The sequence below is a fragment of the Parvibaculum lavamentivorans DS-1 genome (assembly GCF_000017565.1).
GTDB lineage: Bacteria > Pseudomonadota > Alphaproteobacteria > Parvibaculales > Parvibaculaceae > Parvibaculum > Parvibaculum lavamentivorans.
Genome location: NC_009719.1, coordinates 3,628,912 through 3,650,157, shown reverse-complemented (window position 1 = coordinate 3,650,157; position 21,246 = coordinate 3,628,912). Strand labels below are relative to the sequence as shown.

Below are 21,246 nucleotides of genomic sequence, written 5' to 3'. Positions count from 1 at the left end.
GGTCAGGGAATCGCCACGCGACGGGTCCGATCGCCGGCCAGGAACACGGCGGTGTTGCCCTCGACAGCCCGCAAGCGCCACGGGCCGAGCGCATCACCTGGCAGCAGCACCTGAAGCTGGTCGGGCGTGGAGTCCGCGCTGCTCGGCGCGACGGACACGCTGCGCTGGCCAGCGCGCAATTCGGCGCCGACGACACGGAACGGCAGCGACGGCGGTTCGGGCTTGGCAACGGCCTTGCCCGATGTGCGCCGCCGGGCGGGTGCTGCGGCGCGCGGAACAGGCGCAGCGGTCTGGCGCGCCTTGATCTGCTCGACCTCCGCGCGCAGCGCCTGGAGGTCGTCGGCAGCGGCATAGCCGCTCAGCGTTTTCTCAACTTGGGCAGCGCGTGCTTCCAGGACTTGGCGGGTGTCTTTGAGGTCTGCCGCCGTTGCGACGGCCGGACGCTGCTGGATGGCCTCGATGGTCTCGGCCAGGCCCGTCGCCTGCGCTTCCAGGCGTTGCAGGCGGGAATCGAGCCGCTCCTGGTCGGCTTGGTCGTTCATGGTCTGGTAGCCCAAAGCTACGAAGACGCTGAGGCCGATCAGCCACAGCCACAGAAGGCTCTGCACCACCACGGCGGCGGCCGAGCGCCGGGCAGACCGCGGGGCGTTCATAGCTGGCCTCCCGAAACCGAAGGCTCCACCGGGAACGTCTGCACCGCGTCGGCGGCGGATGGCTCGGATGCAGGTTCGATAGCCGCGCTGTCGGCGGGCCGTTCGAAGCAAATCTGTCGTGCGCGATCATCCGCGTGCAGTTCCCAAGCCGGGCCAGCCAGTGTGAGCAGCGCATCGCGTAAGGTCATGGGGCCGAGGTGCAGGTGCGCCGCCGGCAGCGGCAGGGCATACAGCTCGGTCACCGCGTGCGCCGTCTGGCACAGGCCGTAACCACTGCGCTTGAGCACATGCCGCAGCCCATCGCCGACGGTGGCGCGGGCATCTTCGGGCATGGACACGTCGATGGTCTGCAACAGCAGGTCCCGCTGTGCAGCCGGGGGTGCTAGCTCGACTAGCGTGTAGCGACCGTAACGCACAACGGGGATGTACTCGGGCGTCTCGGGTTCGGGTGCGGCCGAGACTTCCTCGATGACATCAGGCGCGGGTGGCGCAGTCGTCGTCGCGCAACCGCCAGCCAGCACCGACCAGAGCAGGCCGAGGACTCCCGCCAGCAGGCGGCGTTCGGGATGGTGAAACCAAGGTGGAGTTGGGCACATAAGCTCGGCGTCCTGAAACATCGAGCCCTCACCATCGCCGCTTAGGCCGGGAGCAGCAGCAAACAATGCGGACCACGCTGCGTCCGATTTACCGGCAGCGGTCTAGTCGAACAAAATCGGCCTCGAGGGGGGGCTGTAACGGAAAAGCTCGGTCGTGGTCGGCGGATGGAGGCCGGCCGCATGACTGCTACAATTTGTTAAAACACCAATGGATGGGGACGTAAATGAGGGTTTCTCGGGTCAGGTTGATCAATTTCGCCAATTTCTCGGATGTTGATGTCGAGACGGGGGAAAGCATCGTCATCGTTGGAGAGAACAAGGTTGGCAAGAGCAATTTCATTCGCGGCCTGCAGTTGATCCTTGATCCAGGTTTGTCTGAACGCGATCGACAACTGGGGCTTGAGTATTTCTGGGACGGACTTGGCGAAGACAAGGTTGGTGCGACCATTGAGGTCTCTGTGGATCTAACGGACTTCACAAACGATCCCCGGTTGATGGCCCACCTCAACGACTGCGTGATTAATCCTGGCCCTCCTATGGTGGCCCGACTCACCTATCGCTTCCAGCCTAAAGCGGGACTGGGGCGCGCCCCAGAATCGTTGAAAGACTATGAGTACATAATCTTCGGTGGTAACGATCCCGATATGCTCATTGGTGGCGCACTTCGCCGAATGTTGCCAATAGATGTTCAGGTAGCGCTGCGCGACGCTGAAAAGGACCTTGCGAGCTGGCGTAATTCGCCATTGAGACCGCTCATTGAGGATCTCGCAGCATCCCTGGATGATGACGCCCGCGAGGAGATCCAGAATCAGGTCGATGAAGCACAGCGAGAGCTGGCCGGTCATGAGGAAGTGGTCGCGACAGCGGAACGAATCAGCGAACGGTTGATCGCCATCGCCGGTGGGCAGCATGCCGTCCCGGTATCGCTCGGACTTGCACCTACGCGAGTCGATGCGTTGCTGCGTAGCCTTCGGCTGCTCATCGACAACGGTGTTCGCGGTGTCGGCGATGCCAGCCTAGGAACGGCAAATCTGATCTTCCTGGCCTTGAAGAGCCTCGAACTCGACCGCTTCGTCTCCGAGGGGGAGCGCGACCACACATTCTTCGTCGTCGAGGAGCCCGAAGCGCACCTGCATCCGCATGTCCAGCGTCTTGTCTATCGCTACTTCCTCGGCACAAGAGCTGAAGATGAGGACGAAGCCCCTCCGCTGACGACAATTCTCACTACTCACTCACCGCATATCGCAAGCGTTGCACCGATTAGGTCCATCGTTCTCCTGCGCCATAACGCAGCGGACGGAAAAACCATCGCGGTTTCAACCGCAAACGCACCTTTCACACAGAGGGATGAAGACGACCTCCAGCGCTACATCGACGTCACTCGCGGAGAAATATTCTTTTCCCGGGGAGTGATTCTGGTTGAAGGGGACGCTGAGCGCTTCATCATCCCCGCGTTCGCCGAGGCCCTCGGGATTCCTTTCGACATACTTGGAATCACTGTGTGCTCGGTCGGGGGGACGAACTTCACTCCTTATGTGAAGCTTTTGGGCCCTAAAGGGCTAAATATTCCACATGTAATTTTGACAGATCGCGACCCGGTCAATGGCAAACCTCCACTGGCCCACAGGCGATTAATTAATCTCTTGAACGAGGTCGATGAAGAATATGGCTACGATGACCTGGATATAGATGATGTGCTCAAGTACGCCGCGGAGTTTGGATACTTCGTCAACGAGAGCACGCTGGAATCCGACCTATTCGCTGCCGGAATGGCCGAGGCGATGAAGGCGGTAATCGAGCAGGAGTTGCCGCTGAGGCAAGTCACCCGGGACGCATTACAAGAGTGGGTGGCTGATCCGGATCAGGTCGATGAAGACCGGCTGCTGAAGTTGATTGAACGGATTGGCAAGGGGAGATTTGCACAGGCACTTGCGCCGTCGGTGTCTGAGGGCGTTTGCCCGGCCTACATTCGCTCTGCGCTGGAGCATATCCGCGATGCCGTCGCGTAACGTCGGTACAGCCTACCTGGCTCAGGCTGCCGAGTTGGCTGGAAATCCAGGGCAGTTGGCAGCTTACAACTCTCAAGGACATTGTGTGGTACTCGCCGGTCCCGGGAGCGGTAAGACCAAGACGCTCGTCCTAAAGCTCGCCCGAATCCTGGCCGAAGACGTCGAGTCCCCTCGTGGCGTTGCGTGCATCACGTACAGTCAGGAGTGCGCTCGCGAACTCGTTCGCCGAATTGAAAGCTTGGGACTTCAGCAGGCACCTAATCTTTTCATTGGTACAGTCCATGGGTTCTGTCTGCGTCATCTCTTGATGCCGTATGGACGCTTGGCCGGCCTGCCCATATCCTTCCCGCTTTCGGTGGCCACTCAACGAGTCAGTGATCGGTTGTTGAAGCAAACTGGAGACGCAATTTTCGGGCAGAACCATCCGTACAAGGTCATTGACCTCGGGCGGCATCGCCGTTCCGTGCTCAATCGAAATAGCGTCGCTTGGCGTAGCGAGGAGGAGCTCGCTGCGTGGGCCGAGGCCTACGAGGCCGCTCTGCGCGACGAGGGGCTGATTGACTACGATGACATGGTCGTCTTCGGCCAGCGTTTGATCGCCGAGCACGACTGGGTACTACCTCTGGTTCAGGCAAAATTCCCCGTGCTCGCGGTGGATGAGTACCAGGATTTAGGCGTGGCACTGCATCGCATCGTCAAACGCCTTGCCTTCGACGGGGGTGTCCGACTTTTCGCGGTCGGTGATGCGGATCAGTCGATCTATGGATTCACGGGCGCTGACGGCGCGTTGCTCATGGAGCTGGCCGCACGCGGAGACATCGAGCCTGTTAGGCTCCAACTGAATTATCGCTCTGGCACAGGGATCGTGACGGCGTCGGAGATGGCGCTCGGAGAAGTCCGGGGCTATCAAGCGAGCGATCCAGCTCGACAAGCGACCATTGAATTCGTCCTGCGGCCAGGTGGTATGGCCGATCAAGCCGCGCACGTTGTCGCGCAAATTATTCCGGCAGCATTGGCTTCTAAGCCGGGACGAACACTGGGTGATATCGCAATCTTGTACAAAGACTACCGCGCAGGCGATATCGTCTCCGAAGCTGTGACCGCCGGCGGTTTAGATTACATCCGCGTGGACACTGCGGCGCCTTACCGCAAGGTTTCCCTGACGAGCTGGGTGGAAGATTGTGCGGCGTGGTGCGCGGGCGGCTGGCGTGTCGGACGCCCACAATTGCGCGGACTGATCGACCGCTATCTCGCATTTCATCGAGCGAGCTTGGACGATGCACAAGCTAGGCGCGAGGGACAAGAGCTAACCGCTTTGCTATGGGCGTTACGCTCCGACCAGCAACCTGCGCGTGATTTTGTCGCTTCGCTGCGTAGCGGCATCGTTGACCGTCTGTTGGCTGCTGAATTGGCGCTTGCCGATCAGAAGGAACAACTCGATCGCATGACGGCAGCGCTCGCCGAAGGCGGCGCACTGGCTACGCTGGACATGACGAGTTTGGGCGGTAGGGACGGTTCGCCTGATCATCTAAATCTGCTGACACTCCACTCCGCAAAAGGGTGCGAGTACGATGTGGTCATCATGGTCGGTCTCGACCTCGGAAATCTACCGTGGCGCAACGAGAGTCCAGAGAAGTTGCGAGAAAGCCGCCGGCTGTTCTACGTGGGTCTCACACGTGCGCGTGACGAGGTCCACATGTTGTATTCGGGGTTCGTTGAGGGGCGCTATGGCCCGATGCGCCTTGGGCGCTCGCCATTCTTAGATGAGCTAGAGGCTCGAATGCGTGCCACCGGCATTTGAGTACTGGCCATAGGAACTGAGGAGCCCGGGCGTTTCTTCGGCACATGACAAGGAGCACCACAGCCGAACTACGTGTTTGCCGCCACGCGCTTGGCTGCGGCGAGCTCGTGTGAGCGTTTGGCGGCGCTACTCATCGAGTCCAGGTTATTAATACACCAAAGACCGTCAATGCAGAGAAAGCGATTGCTTAGCACTGCCTCAAGCAGGTCTGGAAGGGTCGCAGTAAAGAATCCGGCACCTTTGATCGTGGGCACTGGCTCTAGCTCAAGCATCGCGACGGGTAGATCAGGAAGGCACGGGCCGAAGTGTCCGCCTGGCGGGAACTTACCCCCAAATTCGGTGCGCAAGCGCTCCTTGCCCATGCTCTTTGCGAGAGTGCTGTATCGCTCCTGCCCCAACAACCAAAGCGACTTGACGCCCTCGTCGCTGTACCGCCCTTGGCGTTTACGGTAGTCGCGGAGCGACTGATACGACCTTTGGATCTCGACGGCCAACCTAACACCATTGCGCTCACCCCAAACGTCAGCCTGCCAGCGGCCTGCGTCACCCGAACCCGGCATTTCAACCGAAGCGCGGCAACCCAAGTCTTCGAGCACGCTGCGCACAAGTATCTTGGCCGCCAGATGCCATTGGCTTTCTTCGGAAGTAGTGCACGCACCTCCTAGATGTGCGAAGAATGGGTAGCCATTAGCACTGACCTTGGGGACCGCTGGAGCGCTGCAGCAAGGCATCTGCAGATCACCAACGCGGTAATTCCGTTGCAACTCGTGCCACTGCACCTGAGACATACGCAGTGCATTGGCTACACCAGTGCCGTCTGCATATGCGGCTTCGATCACCATAGCCATAGTGCCTCCTTAGATTTCGATATTGTCCGATCAGTTTAGCCTTCCCGGCGTTGGAAACGGGGGCGGCGATCAAATCCTCCGAGCAGCAATTTCCTAGAAAAACCGCCGGCACCCCAAAAGGGATGCCGGCAGACAGAGGATCAGGCGGTTACCAGTTGCCGGGCCAGTGCAACCTCGACGGAATCACCATCCTGGTTCAGGACATCGAGCCCGGATTCGGGCACATCGCCCGAGGTGGACTGCGAGACCATGATCTTCTTGGCCATCAACTCAAGGCAGGTCATCTGCGAGGAGCCGGCGTAGCCGAGGTAGATCACGCGCACAGGCTGTTTCTGCCCGATGCGCCAGGAGCGGCGTGCCGCCTGTTGGAGCGAGTACACGTTGTAGCCCGACTGCATGAACACGATCGTCGGAAACTCCAACAGGTCCAATCCCGTCTTGACGAGTTCGGGGTTGGTGATGAGCACGTCGATGCCACGGTCCAACTGCTCGGCGATCCAGTCCTCGCGGCGGCTGGCATCCACGCTTGCGCGCAGTACCGCCACTTTGAAGCCTTCCTGCTCCAGCAGCACCTTCAGGCGCGACGTGGTGTCGCGCGTGCCGGTATAGACCGTATAGGCCAGAACCTTGCGGCCCTGCGCCTTCTCCTCTTTGCAGACGTCGATCAGCTCGCGCTCTTTCGGCGTCAGCTCGAACTCAGAGAACTGAGCCGGGACGAACGCCAAGGTGTTGCGCGTGCGCGGATGCACCACGGTCTCCGACCGGAAGCAGCAATCCGGCCAGGCCAGCAGCACGTTGAGGACCACGCCCAGCAAGGTCGTATCGCGTCGCGCCAGAGCCTGTTTCAGCTCCGCGGTGAGCCGACCCGCCAGATCGCGGTAGGCCGCGGCTTGCGCCGTGTCCATCGCGACTTCACGGAACTCCTCGTCATACGGCGGCAGGACGTTGCCGCCGATGTCCTTGAGCTTGAGAAAGATCGTGAACGGCAGGATGCAACGCAACACGCCCTTGGGGCCGAAGCCCGGAGCCTTGACCGTTCTGACACTGACTTTCGTGCCTTTCGCGGTCTTGTGCGCCGTGCCAGTGCTCTCGGAATAGATGTCCTTGAGGACACCGTGATCGCGCATGAACGCCATCGAGGCCGAGGTCATGCTGCCGCTCGTGGTCGGGCGGTAGCCGTCTTCGATCATTCGCCCGGGTAGGGCTCGGAACAGCAGGTAGAACAGGTCGTCGCCGTAGCCGCCCATCAGCGTGCCGGTCAGCAGCAAGGTCTTGCGAGCCTTCGCCGCCAACACGCCCATGGCCTGGCCCTGGGCGCTTCCGCCGTTCTTGTACTCGTGTGCCTCGTCGGCGATGAGCAGGTCGAACGTGCCTTGCGGTAGGTAGCGCTTGATGAACTCGGACGGCTGGTAGCCGCCCTCGCCGAAGCCGAACTCCATGTTGGCCATCGCACGTTCCATGCGCGTGGCCTGACGGTCGGAAAACACCAGCTCGCCGCTGCCATCCATGAGGTTGATGAACTCATGGATGTTGTCGCCCAGCATCGAGGCCAGGAAGCCATCACCGAACTTCTGCATCAGCCTCTGCGCGGTGACTTCCCCGATGGTCGGGATGCGCTTCAAGGCTTTGAGGACAGCCGAGGACTGGTCACTGCCGGACAGGCTTCTCGGACGGATCAGCGTCCACAAGGGCGCGGCGCAATGGCTGCACTTCCTGCGGTACTCCTCGGCTTCGAGTGCGATCGGGTTGACCGGCTCGCCGTCAAGGTCGGTGATGACAGTGCCGCAGTCCGGGCAGGCCGCCACGTCTCCGTGGCGGGTGCGCCGCCGGGTGAAGACAGGCTTCCAATGGAACCCCATCCGCATCCTGACGCGCCCCAGGACATAGAACTCCTGGCCCGTGGGCTGCACACCCAACTGCTCGCGCAGCCTGATAAGTTTGACGAGGGTATCCGGACCATTGAGGACCCAGACCTTGGCGCCCGTCACCGTCTCCTGGATCTCGCGTCGCCACTTGTAAACCAGGTGTGGCGGCGAAAGCACCAGGGTGCGGCGGTAGCCTTCGGCGTTGAGGACGGCGGCCGTGGCGATGCCGACGGTCGTCTTGCCGCACCCCATCTCGCCATTAACGATCGCGGCGCGTTCGCCACGATCGACCAGCAGCTCGGCGGCGGCATAGACGACTTCGGCCTGGGCCTCAAACAGCTTGCGTTTGAGGCTGGCGACGATGAGCTGGCGGTGCGCCTGTGGCTGGCCGGTATAGACCGGCGGGTTAGCCCGATTGAGAGAGTCCAGCAATTCGTCGCCGAACTCACCGACGAAATCCTGAAGGCTCAGGGTCAGAGGAGAAGGTGCCGCGTCGAGCAGTTCACCCTGCACGGGAGTGGCTTCTGCGGCAGTAGATTCAAGATCGAGGGACATAGTGATGCTCCGAAGAAAAATGGGGCATGCACCACCCCCACAGGGGCAATGGCATGCCCCGTGGTGGGAGAAGAAACGCCGAACCGTCGGCGGTGGAAAGAGGTCAGCGAATGGTCAACACCTCGCCCCGAGTTGGGGAGCCAGGCGTCATGTCCCACGCGCGGATGACGGGAACGAACTTGTCGGTGAAGATGCGGGTCTCGGCGATGGAGCCATCGTCGCGTTCGGTGAATTCCCGCTGGAGCGTCTTGTCCTTGTGGGTGTCCCCCTTGACGACAAGCACACGCCCGGTCTTGGAGCGCACCACGCCGGAGATCGCACCCGCGGCCAACGCCAGGGCAAGATGCCAGTGGGAAAGAGCACGCGCCGGTGGACGCAGCGACTGCTGCGCGGCCCCCAGGTGCGTGTCCAGCGACGGCCAGAGGCCTTGCAACCGGCCAACTTCGTCGGCGAACTGCTCGGGCTCCATCGTCACGCGAAAGAAATGCTCCGGCTCGGCCGGAGTGGCGGGGACGATGTACGGCAGGAACGGCCAATCGCTCGGCAGTTCCTCGGCTTCGACTTCGCCAAGCCCCACCTGCAGCAGCAGATTGCGCATGGCCTTGACGCCATCGAGGGCCTGCTCGCGCTGGCGTGCCCTGCGGCCGAAGATCACCACCTGCTTGAACTGCGTCTCCACCGCTCGGTAGATCCGCAAATCGGTGTAGTGGCGTGTCAGCCAGCCGACCAGCTCCGCGTCGAGCACGTAGCCGGGGACGATGAAGACCAGCACGCCGCCGTACTGCAGCAGCGACAGGGTGCGTTGGTAGAACAGCTTTTCGAGGCGGGCACGGCCCTGGCCTTGATAGCCGATGTTGCCATTGACATCCTTGGATAGGTCGCCATACGGCGGGTTGAGCCAGAGCAGTCCGAACGACTGCTTGGAGACCATTGTGTCCATCAGGTCCGCGTGCAGGCAATGATCGACGAGGCCGCGGGCATGGCGTGCCCGCTCCGCGTCGAACTCGACGGCGAACGCCTTGGTCTGCTCGCGCCCGAGGGCATGGGCGGCTTCGGCGACAGCCACGCCTTCGCCGGCGCAGGGATCGAGGATGCACATCGTCCCGTCGCTGGGCATCAGTGCGTTGAGGGCTCTTTCGAGCGTGGGTTCGTCGGTCGGGTAGTAACCGTTCTTGGCGAAATTGCGGGCGAGCCGCGGGAACATGCGGGCCATGGAAGTCTCCTGGTTGGCGGGAAGGAATGGCGGAAGCACGCCAAGGCGTGCCTCCGCGGGTGGATCAAGCCGCTACCGCTTTCGGCGTCCAAATCTTGGCCGGATAGGGATAGGCGGTGAGTGCGTCACTGCGGATCAGAGAGCCCAGCGCCAGGGTCAGCGCCGGCACGTCGATGGCGAGCCGATGGCCTTCCAACGGCCCAAGGGCGAACGGAAGGCGGGCCAGCATCTCGCGGGTCTGCAGCAGCTCCAGCACGGTTTCGCGCCAGTGGTCGAGTAGCGGCAACGGGCAGGTGTCGCGCACCAGCGTCCACAGGCGGTCAAGCCGGTGGGCGCTGTCGCGTGGCAGCAATGCCAGTGCGCTGGCGTTGGCCTTGTCGGGCTTGACGCAGCGCCGGTCGAACAGCCACACGTTGGAGAGGGAGCCGAACAGCGTGCGCCGGTAGGCCCGCGTGATGCGCTTCTCCAGATGATCGACGTTGCCGATGAACACCGGGACGCTGCCGCCCTGGTCGGTGAGGATGTGGAACTGGTCCAGTCCCTGCTCGTCGCGCCCGAGGGTCAGGCGGGCGAGGAACTGCTGGACGGCGGTGTCGCGCGCCCAGATGGACAGGAAGATCAGGCTGCCCTGGTCGTCGCCGACGCAGGCGTCGGCCATCAGGTCCGGGCATTCGTCGATGTGGAACAGCGTGGTGGATGAAGTGTGTGCGTGCATGGTGGTGTCCTCGATGAAATGAGGGGCAGCACCGCCCGCAGGGGCAGCGAATGCCCCGTTAGGGATGAAGGAATGCGGATAAGGTGTTCGATCCGCTTGGGCGTTCAGAACGTCTGTTCGGTGAACGAGCCGTCGGCCTGATGCTTGACTACACGGTTGCCAACGTTGCCCTCGCAGTCCTGTTGGACTTCGGTGAACATGCTTTCGGGCACGTCGATGTGGAAATGGCGCAGGACCACTCGGTAGTAGTCCAGGTAGTGGTTGAACGGGTCGCTCTCGTGCAGGTTGCTGTACAAGAAGTCGTCGCTCTCGACCTTCGCGGTATCGTCGATCAGCTCGGCCGGCTTTTCGATGAATAGGAAGAAGTAATTTGCCGGCCGGTCCCAGCCCAGTACGACGGTGATGGGAAAGCCCTTGTGAACGGTGTCGAAGTAGTGCCGACTCATGGTGATGTCCTCGGTGAATCGGAAACAGCACCGCCCCTGAGGCAGGTGCTGCCCCAAGGGGTGGAGAAAAGCCGCGCAAGCGGCGATGACGTGTGCCGGACCTCAATAGTCCGAATCGCAACCGGACGGGCAATAACCCAGTTCGATTCCGTGCGAGCAGTAGCCGTTTTCGGCGTTCCAGTCCTGGGTTTCCTGCCTTTCGGCCGGTGTGGCGTAGCCCCATTCCTGTGCGATCTGCAGCGCCTGTGCGCGTTGCTCTTCCGGCAATCGACTGGCTTGCGCGTCGATCTCCGAACTGAAAAGCGTGACCCAGTGGTCCCAGGACAGGCCACAACCACGCTGGGCGTGCTCGGCGGCTGTCTTGCAAACAGCTCGCCACGCGGGTTCACCCAGCGAAGAACGGGGTGTATCGCAATCGATGGTGGACATGATGGAGACCTCCAGAAGAAAGCCGGGGGCCTCCCCGCATAGGGAAAGAGCCCCGGCGGGTGGATGAAGAACACCGCGCATGCGGTGTCTGCGATCACGCAGGTTGCAGTTCGGCCTGGCGGCTCCACTCCTGCGTTTTGAAGTCCAGCGCGTAGCCCAGATCGCCCAGGCGGGCGATCTGCGCGCGCAGGGCGCGGCGGTCGATGGTCGAATCCAATTTCACGGAATCGCCCAGCGGCCAGAGCAAGCCGAACAAAGCAACGTCGCCCTCTTCGGTGCTGCCAGGGGCAGCCGCCGCAGCGGGCGTCGGTGCATCCACACCGAAGGGCGTGGTATCGACCAGCGGGTCCGCCGAGGCCTGCACGGGTGCGGGCTTGGCGGGTCTGGAGGCCTTGGCGGGCTTGGCCGGCGTTTCCGCAGGCTGCGTCCCCAGCTCTTCATCGAGTGGATCGACTTCCTGGGTGGCGAAGCTGCGGGCCTCATCACGACTCAGTTTGTCGATGCCGTTGAGCGTCATGCCGTCGAGGTTTGCGCGCACTTCAAACCGCGCGCCGCCCGCGACCGGATAGGACTTCGCGAAGATGTAGCGAATGACGAAATCCCCGTCGTACTTTCCTTCGGGGTACTGCTCCAACTCCGCGTCTTTAACCGCGAACTCGCCGATGGGGGTAGAAAGGCGCCCAACCGTGAACGGGCCGTTCTTGCCCCGGATGGTCCGCAACGTGAGCTGGCCCGGGACGACGATGGGTAGGGCTGATCTCGTAGGTGCCGATGTGGCTGCCATGATGGTTCTCCTTGGACGAATAGGAAAAAGGCAAGGCCCCGTGAGGGGCCGTGCCGGATCAGAACGAAGCAGCCAATGCCGGCTCCTGCTCCTCGACTGCACATTCGGGCTCGCGCTCGGCGGGCTCGGCAGATTGGTAGGAAACGGCGTCGGCGGCAGTGTCGATGGCGTTGGCGGCTTCGGACGCGGGTGCGTCCTCCGCTGGCGCTGCCTCGGCATGCGCCTGGCTCGTCGGATAGACCTGGGTGCCGTCGATCTTGATCAGACCGATGTGGACCAGCGTCGATTCCAGGCTTGCGGCCGGTTCCCCAGCGTGCTCGCCCTTGGTGCGGATGTACGGATCGATCTTCATGTCGTTCAGACGAAAGGCGATCAGCACCTTGCGATCCCCTTCGATGGCCTGCACGCATCGGCGAACCAGATGCTCGGCTTCAGGGGTGGCGACGATCGTGTCGAAGTACCGATATTCCGGTTCATCGACAGGTCCGGCCAGCGCGGCGATGGAGCACGACAGGAACGGGTCACCATCCTTGGGGGTGACGTCCTTCGGACGGTTGAGGTAGCCGATGCCACGGGTGATCAACTCGTGCTGCTCGATCGAAGCCAGTTCGGCCCGCTCGATCAGCTCGGCCTTGAGCAGTCGCGCCTTGAGGGATGCGGCGGCCTGGCCTTTCTGTTCGCCCTTGTCGCGGATGTAGGCATCGCCCCAGAGGTCGCCGAGGCGAAAGCGCACCAGCGGTCGCTGCTTGGAATCGTCAACGCCGATGTAGCGCTGAACGAGCTTCTTGGCCTCGGCACCCGAGACCTTGACGTCGAAGTAGCGGTAGCTCGGGTCCCTGGCGGGGCCGACCAGCGCGGCGATGGTGCAGGCCAGGAAGGGCTGCGCACGGCGGCCGCCCCTGACGGGCACCTCACGGACACGCTGGAGGTAGCCGATGCCCGAGGTGTGGAGGTCGAAATACGATTTCTCGTTGGAAGTGGTGTTCATGGTGAATCTCCATAGGGAAAAGCGGAGACACACCGAGCCCACGCATGCGGGGAAAGGTGCGTAACCCCGCGGTGGGTTGATAAGGCGAAAGCATCCGCCACCAGGGACTGGTGGCCGCTCGCGGATGGATGCGGTGCGAGCTGGCTCGGTCACGCAGTGGAAACTGCGCCGCAACCTCGAAGACCGATGGTTGCCTGGCATGTCGCTGACAGCGTCAGCAGGCATGGGGTCAGCATGGCCGGGCCTCGCGCGCGCGACAGCAATCAATTGGCATCCGCGCGTTTCCCTTTGTCCACGCAGCCCGGCTCAGCGCAAAAGAAAGCCCCCGGTGTGGGGGGCTGCGAGAGTCGAGTGGCGGTTGCCGCGCTATGCGGGAGGCACCACCTCCAGCGACAGATGTGTGGCGGTGGCCGACAGCATCAGGTCGTCTTCGGTGTGCAGGATGCGCGTGAATACGCCGTCCTTCGGGTCGAAGTACTCCCCGAAGTCGTCGCCGCCCAGTTCGGCGCGCGCCAGTTCCCACCAGTCGTCGAACGGGTCGGTATCCGGGTTGCAGCCGACGGCATAGGCCAGCAGCTTCACACGCCCATCCGGGCGGCGCTCTCCCTGCTCGGCGAGGAAGTACACGCCCTGGTCCTTGACCAGGATGACGCGGCATTGGCTGGCAATGGCCTCGGTCAGCACGGGGCGCAGGTCGGAGCCTTTGAATCGCAGTGACATGGTTGAAATCTCCTATGTGGAATAGAGAAAAGGCCCTCCATCCGCATGGATGGAGGGCCTGTGGGCACATGGCCCATGGGCGAAACTTCGTGGCGGGACCCACGGGTCAGCCGTAGAACCGGCAGGATTCAGTTTCCGGCGTCATGCCGGCACCGCCTGGCGCTGCCGGGTAGCCTTGGCGTCGATCACGCTCACATCGATCAGGCGCCAACGTCCGTCGTCGATGAGTCGCTCCAGCACTTCGCCGAGCATGTCGAAATACACCTCGTCATGCCGATCGACCAATTCGCCGTCGCGATGCAGCTCCACCACGTAGGTGTCGCCGCCTCGGTCGTACAGCACCGTCACCCGGCCCTCGAACTTCGCGGTCGAGACCGTGAAGCTGATCGCCGGAGGCGTCTCGATGATCTTGGACGGCGTCGGATCGACCCAGGTGAAATCCCGGGCACCCGCATCGACCAGCATGTGGGTGATGCGCCGGAAGCCATCGGGCGCCGGCATTTCCTCCAACTGCTGGATGAGCTGACCCAGCTCCATGCACTGCGGCTCGGGAATGGGCAGCTTGGCCGGCGCGGAGCCGAGGATGTGCGTCTTGACGGTGTAGGGAATGCCGTCGGACGTCATCTCGGTGCGCTCTTCCGGCGTGTCCGCCCGCAGCCCATCGAAACGGCGCCGTGCGTAGGGTTGGACATGCACCTTGGCGCCTTCGTCGGGGACGGTGGTCACCAGCTTGGAATCGAGCACAGCGAACTCGCTCGGCTTGAGCTTGACGACGATGGCATCGTCGGTGATGGCGACTACCTTCCCGTCGAAGGGCTGGGGGTCGACGGCGAAGCCCAATGTCGAAGATTGCGGCTGATCGTCGAACACGCGGTACTTGAACGACCGCACGTTGCGGGGCACGTGGCCTGCGACTAGCGAAGGCATCATGGATTTGATGAGGGAACGGTCCATGGGAATCTCCTTGAGGAAGAAACAAGGGATTCCCCGCCCGCAAGGGAGAGGTCCCTTGTGGGTGGTGTGGATGGACGCGGTACGTCCGTGGAAAACATCGACCAGCACGGCTTCCCGTGCTTGCAGCCTTGAAGGTCTTGGCTGCCTGGGCATGTGTCGGGAACGCCGACGAACATGGGGCAAGAATGGCCCGGGAGTAAGCGGCCCGCTTGCAGGAAACGGCACCCCATCGCACCCGCTTTCCAGCGCTGCGGGCGAGAAAAAGCCCCTCGAAAGGGGCTTGGGGGTCAGGCTTCGTACACGAAGTAGTGTTCTCGCTGACGCGGGAAGAACACGTGCTTCCACGTGTCGCCGCTTGTGTTGCCACCGTCGAATACGACCATTTCGTAGTCGTCAATGTCGGTGTCCACCAGATCGGCGCTGTCGATATGGCGCATGTGCAGCGTACCGCTCATGCGCTCGAACACCAGGATCTGGCCGATGGCGTCGTCCTGGCTCATGGCGTTGACGCAGGCTCCAAGCTGATTCTCGAAGTCGGGCGTGGGCAAGATGAGATCGGGGAACATGAGATTGCTCCTATGGAATTGAACCAGCCCGGCTCCTGGTGGGAGGCGGGCTGGCATATGGGGGATAAAGGGGAAGGCTTGCGCGTCGCGTGTCTGCTAGGTCTCGGCCAGTGGCAAGCCCAGTAGCGCGGGTGCGTCGGCATCGAGGATGAGGATGCGCACATCTGCCTGGCCGGCCAGTTCAAGGATGTTCGCCAGGTCGTCAGGCATGCCCTTGTCGCGGTGCTCCTGTCGAAGCTGCTCAGCACTGATGCCCTCGGCATATTCCAGGTTCTTGTCTGTCCAGGGCGTGGAGATCAGCTTGACGCCAATCGCCGGGCTGTACGGAACCCGAAAGGCGATGAACAGAAAAGCCTCCGGCGTGGCGAGGTCTGCCAGGTTGGCGAGGTACTGGCCGGTTTCCTGGCAGATGTGCGCGCTGCTGACTTCCCAGCACCGGCTGTAATAGCCGGTCTCGAAACTCAACCGCTGCACCACGTCTCGCGCGGCTTCGGCCGAATAGGTATCACCGACATGGACCGGGCGGCCGTCGAGGTCGTCGCCATGGATGGCATAGACCACGGCGCCCACCACGCCTTCGCCGTTGATGCCTTCAACAGCATCACATTCAGCAATCAGCTCGTCGCTGATGGCGTCAGTGCCGCTTTTGATCAACGCGAAGTCGCTGGTGACGATGCAAGGCGATGAGATCAGGTCGTTGTCGGAAAGATGCGCTTGGCTCGTGTGGATGGATCGCCAGACATGCGGGCTTCCGTCCCCGTAGCAGATGCACAGCGTTCGGACGACTCTCAGATTCCAGTAGCCGCGTACAAAGGGATTGGGATTCTGGGTCATGGAATTTCTCCAGATTGAATAATGGAGCCAATTCCCGCCACCGGGAATTGAACCCCGGTGGGTTGAAAGTGGAAAAAGCGTCAGGCGGCACTGATCGAGGGCTTTGGGCCAATCGGCGCAGGCTGACGGAAGAAAAATCGAGGGACATGGCCGCGTGGACGCATGTCCCTCATGGGCAGTGAACAAAAAGACGGTGGTATGCCGCAGACCGGCTCACCAACCGCTGTAGTTCACCAACAGATCGGCGATGACCTTGCGGCGTTGCAGATCGAGACCATCGAAGTCCGACAGTCCTTGGAAGTGGCAGCGCTTGAGCATGGCACCGCCCTCGCGCGCGTTGTAGAAGCTGAACATGGCGGACAGGAACATGCGTTCCCCGCTGCTCAGGACGCCGAGTGCGTCGTTGGCACGCAGCATGTCGGGACGCAGATCCCACTTGCTCTTTGCCTGGTTCAGGCCTTCGCGCGTGCCGTCGCCAAACCATTGCGGGCCTGCGATCTCGACGCCGCGCTTCCAGACCTCGAAGAAGGCTTGGGGCGCGGCGGCGAAATGCTGCTCTTCCCGCATGATCTGATCGACGACTTCCTGGGGCAAAAGCTGGTTCATGACGTGGTTCCTCCAGTTGGATCAGGGTGTGGCGAGCTGGGACCAGCCGCCTCTTTCGAGGGCACGTTGAGCCGCGGCATAGCTGCGGAAGTACTGGCAGGATTCCCGCGAAACGGGACCTTCTGTATCGCGCGTGCCGATGTAGTGGCCGGCGGCGCTATGCAGGATTTCGAGCGGCAGGAACTTGCCGCAATGGATCAAGGCCAACTGGCCGAAAGAGGCTTGCTGGGACATGGACGGGCTCCTTGGAAAAAGCGGGGCCTCGTCCCTCACGGGATGGCAGCTCCCGCACGCGGTTGAGAAAAAAGCATCGGCGTCACGGGTGACGCGCGTCCGCAGACTCGATGCGATGGCGGACTGGCGGGTAGCGCGGAAAGAATCCGCGGCAGCCTGGAAACTCTGGCTGCTGGCATGGTGCTGACGAATCAGCGACACATGCGGGCAGCTTCATGCGCGAGGCGAGCCGCGTCAGCCGGAAATCGGCATTTGCAACAGCCCCGATTGGCGAACGCGGAAAAAAGAAAGCCCCGCAATAAGTGCGGGGCTGTCAGGAGGATGAGGCGAAACTGGGTCAGCGAGGCCTGTCGCCCAGTACATGCTGCTTCCACAGGGCGAATGCCTCGTCCGGTCCCAGCTCTGCGAGGATGACGATGGGCTGGCCCCGACGGGCACGCAGCGATGCGAAATACGCTGGCCGGTCGGCGATGGCGTTGAGCTTGATGCCCTTTAGGAACAGCAACTGGCGGGGGCGAACTTTGGTGGTAACGCAGGCATGATTGCGCTTGTTTGGGGCAAAAGGGCCAGCGAAGCGGGCGGACACGGCCAGAAAACCGCGACGAACTACTTGTACTTGCCAGGCGAGGCGAACGGGTGACATCAGCATATCGCTATGCGGTAAAGAAGACCGTCCTAAAGCTTGCAGGATCCCGGCATAGCTTCATCATCACCTCTCCGTGACGGCTCATTGGAACGAAAAAGGCCAGCATCGCCGTGATGGACTTTCATAATTGCCAGGTCAACTGGCTTGCGTGCTGTTTATTCACAGCAAGGCATTGCGACGTCGTTGCAGCAATCGCCGCCATCGCAACAGGGCGTTGCAGCAAAAGCGGCGGTGGGCGCTAGCATGAGGGCCAAGCCGCGGCCGCTCATGCTGGGGGCCGTTCTCTTCAGATTGGTGTCCTGCACCGTGTGCATTGCGAATTTCCGGATCGTCCCAATGTCACTGGGACTCCTTTGTGGCGGCCGGGTTCTCCACGCTCATGAACGACTGGGCCACCAGCGCGATCGCCCCGCCCACGATGGCCATGTCAGCGATGTTGAAGGCGGGCCAGTGCCAGCCGTGCAGGTGAAAGTCGATGTAGTCGATAACGTGCCCGCGCGTGGCGCGGTCGAACGCGTTGCCCAATGCGCCGCCCAGAATGAGGCTGTACGAAAGGCCTTCCGTTTTGCGCAGCGGCCGGGAGAGCAGCCATGCGAGCCATGCCGATATTGCGAACGCGATCGCCAGAAAAAACCACCGCTGCCAGCCGCCCGCGCCAGCAAGGAAGCTGAACGCCGCGCCGGGATTGAGAGCGTGAACTAGGTTGAAGAATGACGCCACCTCGTGCGACCAACCCAAGGGAGTTGTCGCGTCAATGTAGCTCTTAGCTGCCTGATCGCCGGCGAATATAACGATCGCGAGTGAGTACCACTGCGTCTTGCGAAGAGATGGTTCATCCATTGTTCATGCCGCCTTGAACTTCAGGAGGCGCAGCCCATTGACGACAACCAAAAGACTTGCCCCCATGTCAGCGAACACAGCCATCCACATGGTGGCATGCCCTGTGAACGTCAACGCAAGGAACACCGCCTTGATGCCAAGGGCCAGAACGATGTTCTGCGTGAGGATCGCCGCAGTGCTACGCGACAGCCGGATGAAGGCGGGGATCTTGCGCAGGTCGTCGTCCATCAGGGCGACGTCGGCTGTTTCGATCGCGGTGTCGGTGCCGGCCGCGCCCATGGCGAAGCCGATGTCGGCACGGGCGAGCGCGGGCGAATCGTTGATGCCGTCGCCCACCATGCCCACCTGGCCCTCGCCGCCGACCAGGCTTTCGATGGTCTTGAGCTTGTCTTCGGGCAGTTGGTCACCACGGGCTTCAGAGATTCCGACCTGGGCAGCGATGGCCGCGGCCGTGTGCTGGTTGTCCCCCGTCAGCATCAGCGTGCGCACACCCAGCGCCTGCAGGTCGGCCACCGCCTCACGGCTGGTTTCCTTCACGGTGTCGGCCACTGCAAAAATGCCGAGCACGGTCGCATCGTCCATCAGCAGGATCGCTGTCTTGCCTTGGCGCTCCAGGGTCTCCAGCCGAGCCTGGAGCGTCGCTTCGCTCAGGCCCAGCTCCTGGGCGAGCCTGTGGTTGCCCATGTGCAACATGCGCCCGGCGACGCGGCCGCGCACGCCGCGGCCAGGCAGCGCCGCGAAGTCGTCGACCTCGTGCAGCGCGATGCCGTCACGGTTCGCCTTGCGGGCGATGGCCTGAGACACAGGATGGTCCGAGCGTGCCGCGAGGCTTGCGGCCCAGGCGGCAACTTCCTGCGCCTCGCCGATCAGCGGCACGAAGTCGGTCTGCTCGGGCTTGCCATGTGTGAGTGTGCCGGTCTTGTCCAGGGCCAACGCCTTGAGCTTGCGCCCGCCCTCCAGGTAGACGCCACCCTTGATCAGGATGCCGCGTCGGGCGGCAGCGGCCAAGCCGCTGACGATGGTGACCGGCGTGGAGATGACCAGAGCGCAGGGGCAGGCGATCACCAGCAGTACCAGGGCCTTGTAGACCCAGTCAAACCATGCGCCGCCGAAGGCGAGCGGCGGCACGACGGCAACCAGCACGGACACCGCGAACACCGCCGGCGTGTAGACGCGGGCGAACTGGTCGACGAAGCGCTGCGTGGGCGCACGGCTGCCCTGCGCGGACTCCACGGCATGGATGATGCGCGCGAGCGTCGAGTCGCTGGCGCCTGCGGTCACCTTGTATTCGAAAGAGCCGGTCTCATTGATGGTTCCGGCGAAGACCTGGTCACCTTCGGCCTTCTCGACGGGCAGGCTCTCGCCGGTGATGGGCGCCTGGTTGATGGCCGATCGACCCGAGGTGATCAGGCCGTCCAGTGCGATGCGCTCGCCAGGACGCACGCGGACCACCGCGCCCTTTGCGACCTCCTTGGCCGGCAGCTCTGTCCATGAGCCATCGGCCTGCCGCACGGTCGCGGTCTCGGGCGCCAAGTCCATCAGCCCCCGAATGGCGTTGCGGGCGCGGTCCAGCGACTTCGCCTCGATCACTTCCGCCAACGCGAACAGGAACATGACCATGGCGGCCTCCGGCCAGTGGCCGATCGCCATGCCGCCGGTGACCGCGATGGCCATCAGGGCGTTCATGTTCAGGTTGAGGTTCTTCAGCGCGATCCAGCCCTTCTTGTAGGTGCTGAGGCCGCCGGTGAAGATCGAAACCAGTGCCAGCACGATCACGGCCCAATGATTGCCGTCGTTGACCCAGTACACGCCTTCGGCGGCCACCGCCGCAACGCCCGAAACCGCCATCGGCCACCAATTGGTCTTGTGCGCGGCCACCGGGGCATCGCGCGGCTCATCAGTCCTCTGGACCTCGGCTTCCATGCCCAGCGATTCGATGGCTTCGACTGCCGGCTTGATCGCGTCGGGTGTGTGCCGAACCGTGAGCGTGCGCTGCATCAGGTTGAAATCCATTCCCTGCACGCCCGGCATGCCTTGCAGCTTGCCGCGGATCAGACTTTCCTCGGTCGGACAGTCCATCTTCGCGATGCGAAGTACCGTGGTGGCTGTCTGCATGTCCTGCCGCGCAGCCTGCATTCCAATGGAAGCAAGCGCCTTCTCGATCGGCGCTGAGGTCGCCAGCGTGTGCTGGACTCCCAGCACACGCTGCATCAGATTGAAGTCGAGCGCGGTCACACCCGGCAGCTTGCCCAGCCGGTCGCGGATCAGCGCTTCTTCCGTCGGGCAATCCATGTTCTCGATCCGGTACGTCACCCGCTCGCCGATCGGCGGCGCGGAAACGGCAGCGGTTGGTTGCTGCTGCAGGGCCGAGGATGGGATCACAGCCGCGGCTTCGATCGGCCCCGTGTGGCCGAAGGTCTGCTCCTTGGCGCGCATGCCGATCGAGGCCAGGACCTGCTCCATCTGCGCGCGTGCCTGAGCGAGGTGTTTCACCGACAGGGTGCGCTCAGCGAGGTCGAAGTCGAGGTCCTGAATTCCCTCGACTGCCCCGAGGTGCGAGCGGATGAGTTTCTCCTCGCTCGGGCAGTCCATGTTCTCGATGCGGTAGGTGGTCGACACGGCGGCGTCTCGGACAGCCTGAGCCTTCATGCCCACCGAATTCAGCGCTTGCTCCAAGGCATCGGCCGAGACTTCGCGGTGCGAAATGGTCAACAAACGCTGCGGAAGATCGAACAGGAGCCGCTCGACACCGGGCATGCCCTCCAGCGTTCGCCGCACCAGTGCTTCCTCATTGCGGCAATCCATGTTGCTCACGTGGAAAACGGTGGTTTCAGTGCTGGCCTGCTCACTGGCGCACGCCGTCTGTTGGCCATTGCCGCCGGAGCAGGCGCATGGGCTGGAAGGTTCTTTGTTCATAGATCGCTCTTCATTGACAAGGTTTTCC

21 protein-coding genes are annotated in these 21,246 nt (G+C 62.5%); 2 read left to right on the top strand and 19 right to left on the bottom strand.

The genetic code is table 11. The features are described 5' to 3' along the window. Positions 1-2: 2 nt before the first annotated feature. Both PLAV_RS17320 and pilL2 read right to left on the bottom strand, forming a co-directional pair. The gene (locus PLAV_RS17320; RefSeq protein ID WP_012112325.1) at positions 3-653 is read right to left on the bottom strand and encodes a hypothetical protein; all 651 of its coding nucleotides are present in this window, start codon (positions 651-653) and stop codon (positions 3-5) included. Next, positions 650-1,270, bottom strand: a complete 621-nt coding sequence (gene pilL2 / locus PLAV_RS17315) for a PFGI-1 class ICE element type IV pilus protein PilL2 (protein WP_012112324.1) — start codon at positions 1,268-1,270, stop codon at positions 650-652. Before pilL2 ends, PLAV_RS17320 begins: the two co-directional genes overlap by 4 nt. 224 nt (positions 1,271-1,494) lie before the next feature. Here pilL2 and PLAV_RS17310 point away from each other — a divergent pair, with 224 nt between their 5' ends. Further along, positions 1,495-3,258 (top strand): ATP-dependent nuclease, encoded by a 1,764-nt coding sequence (locus PLAV_RS17310; protein WP_227335318.1) that lies wholly within the window; start codon positions 1,495-1,497, stop codon positions 3,256-3,258. Beyond that, the gene (locus tag PLAV_RS17305; RefSeq protein ID WP_012112322.1) at positions 3,245-5,059 is read left to right on the top strand and encodes an ATP-dependent helicase; all 1,815 of its coding nucleotides are present in this window, start codon (positions 3,245-3,247) and stop codon (positions 5,057-5,059) included. The genes PLAV_RS17310 and PLAV_RS17305 overlap by 14 nt, the downstream gene beginning before the upstream one ends. Before the next feature lie 68 nt (positions 5,060-5,127). Here the strand turns inward: PLAV_RS17305 and PLAV_RS17300 are convergent, their stop codons facing one another. The 17 genes from PLAV_RS17300 to PLAV_RS17220 all read right to left on the bottom strand — a co-directional run bounded on the left by PLAV_RS17300 (position 5,128) and on the right by PLAV_RS17220 (position 21,218). Then, positions 5,128-5,907, bottom strand: coding sequence for a competence protein CoiA (locus PLAV_RS17300; protein WP_012112321.1), 780 nt, complete (start codon positions 5,905-5,907; stop codon positions 5,128-5,130). A gap of 140 nt (positions 5,908-6,047) precedes the next feature. Beyond that, positions 6,048-8,327, bottom strand: a complete 2,280-nt coding sequence (locus tag PLAV_RS17295) for a helicase-related protein (RefSeq protein ID WP_012112320.1) — start codon at positions 8,325-8,327, stop codon at positions 6,048-6,050. A 103-nt stretch (positions 8,328-8,430) separates the two neighbouring features. Beyond that, complete coding sequence (locus PLAV_RS17290) at positions 8,431-9,579, bottom strand: DUF6094 domain-containing protein (protein WP_227335317.1); 1,149 nt, start codon at positions 9,577-9,579, stop codon at positions 8,431-8,433. Positions 9,580-9,604: 25 nt separating this feature from the next. Continuing rightward, entirely contained in the window at positions 9,605-10,255 is a 651-nt protein-coding gene (locus PLAV_RS17285) for a hypothetical protein (protein ID WP_012112318.1), read from the bottom strand. Between the two features lie 104 nt (positions 10,256-10,359). Next, on the bottom strand, positions 10,360-10,701 hold the full coding sequence (locus PLAV_RS17280) for a hypothetical protein (RefSeq protein WP_006226014.1): 342 nt from the start codon (positions 10,699-10,701) through the stop codon (positions 10,360-10,362). 102 nt (positions 10,702-10,803) lie between these two features. Further along, positions 10,804-11,130, bottom strand: coding sequence for a hypothetical protein (locus tag PLAV_RS17275; protein WP_006226013.1), 327 nt, complete (start codon positions 11,128-11,130; stop codon positions 10,804-10,806). A gap of 94 nt (positions 11,131-11,224) precedes the next feature. Continuing rightward, positions 11,225-11,914: a DUF3275 family protein gene (locus PLAV_RS17270; RefSeq protein ID WP_006226012.1), complete on the bottom strand. Its 690-nt coding sequence runs from the start codon at positions 11,912-11,914 to the stop codon at positions 11,225-11,227. A 58-nt stretch (positions 11,915-11,972) separates the two neighbouring features. Next, complete coding sequence (locus PLAV_RS17265; RefSeq protein WP_006226011.1) at positions 11,973-12,902, bottom strand: DUF3577 domain-containing protein; 930 nt, start codon at positions 12,900-12,902, stop codon at positions 11,973-11,975. 366 nt (positions 12,903-13,268) lie between these two features. After that, positions 13,269-13,622 carry a DUF3085 domain-containing protein gene (locus PLAV_RS17260; RefSeq protein WP_006226010.1) on the bottom strand — a complete coding sequence of 118 codons (354 nt, stop codon included), beginning with the start codon at positions 13,620-13,622 and terminating at the stop codon, positions 13,269-13,271. Between the two features lie 141 nt (positions 13,623-13,763). Then, the gene (locus tag PLAV_RS17255; protein ID WP_006226009.1) at positions 13,764-14,576 is read right to left on the bottom strand and encodes a hypothetical protein; all 813 of its coding nucleotides are present in this window, start codon (positions 14,574-14,576) and stop codon (positions 13,764-13,766) included. A 287-nt stretch (positions 14,577-14,863) separates the two neighbouring features. Beyond that, positions 14,864-15,142 (bottom strand): hypothetical protein, encoded by a 279-nt coding sequence (locus PLAV_RS17250; RefSeq protein WP_003108989.1) that lies wholly within the window; start codon positions 15,140-15,142, stop codon positions 14,864-14,866. Positions 15,143-15,238: 96 nt separating this feature from the next. Next, a complete protein-coding gene (locus tag PLAV_RS17245; RefSeq protein WP_003098947.1) occupies positions 15,239-15,976 on the bottom strand; it encodes a DUF5983 family protein in 738 nt (245 codons plus the stop codon). A 213-nt stretch (positions 15,977-16,189) separates the two neighbouring features. After that, complete coding sequence (locus PLAV_RS17240; protein ID WP_003098949.1) at positions 16,190-16,582, bottom strand: hypothetical protein; 393 nt, start codon at positions 16,580-16,582, stop codon at positions 16,190-16,192. A gap of 21 nt (positions 16,583-16,603) precedes the next feature. Beyond that, positions 16,604-16,816, bottom strand: a complete 213-nt coding sequence (locus tag PLAV_RS17235; protein ID WP_003116833.1) for a hypothetical protein — start codon at positions 16,814-16,816, stop codon at positions 16,604-16,606. A gap of 337 nt (positions 16,817-17,153) precedes the next feature. Beyond that, a complete protein-coding gene (locus tag PLAV_RS17230; RefSeq protein ID WP_003108988.1) occupies positions 17,154-17,465 on the bottom strand; it encodes a hypothetical protein in 312 nt (103 codons plus the stop codon). 336 nt (positions 17,466-17,801) lie between these two features. Then, positions 17,802-18,302, bottom strand: a complete 501-nt coding sequence (gene lspA, locus PLAV_RS17225) for a signal peptidase II (RefSeq protein ID WP_003098955.1) — start codon at positions 18,300-18,302, stop codon at positions 17,802-17,804. A gap of 3 nt (positions 18,303-18,305) precedes the next feature. Beyond that, complete coding sequence (locus tag PLAV_RS17220; RefSeq protein WP_003098961.1) at positions 18,306-21,218, bottom strand: heavy metal translocating P-type ATPase; 2,913 nt, start codon at positions 21,216-21,218, stop codon at positions 18,306-18,308. Between the last annotated feature and the right edge of the window lie 28 nt (positions 21,219-21,246).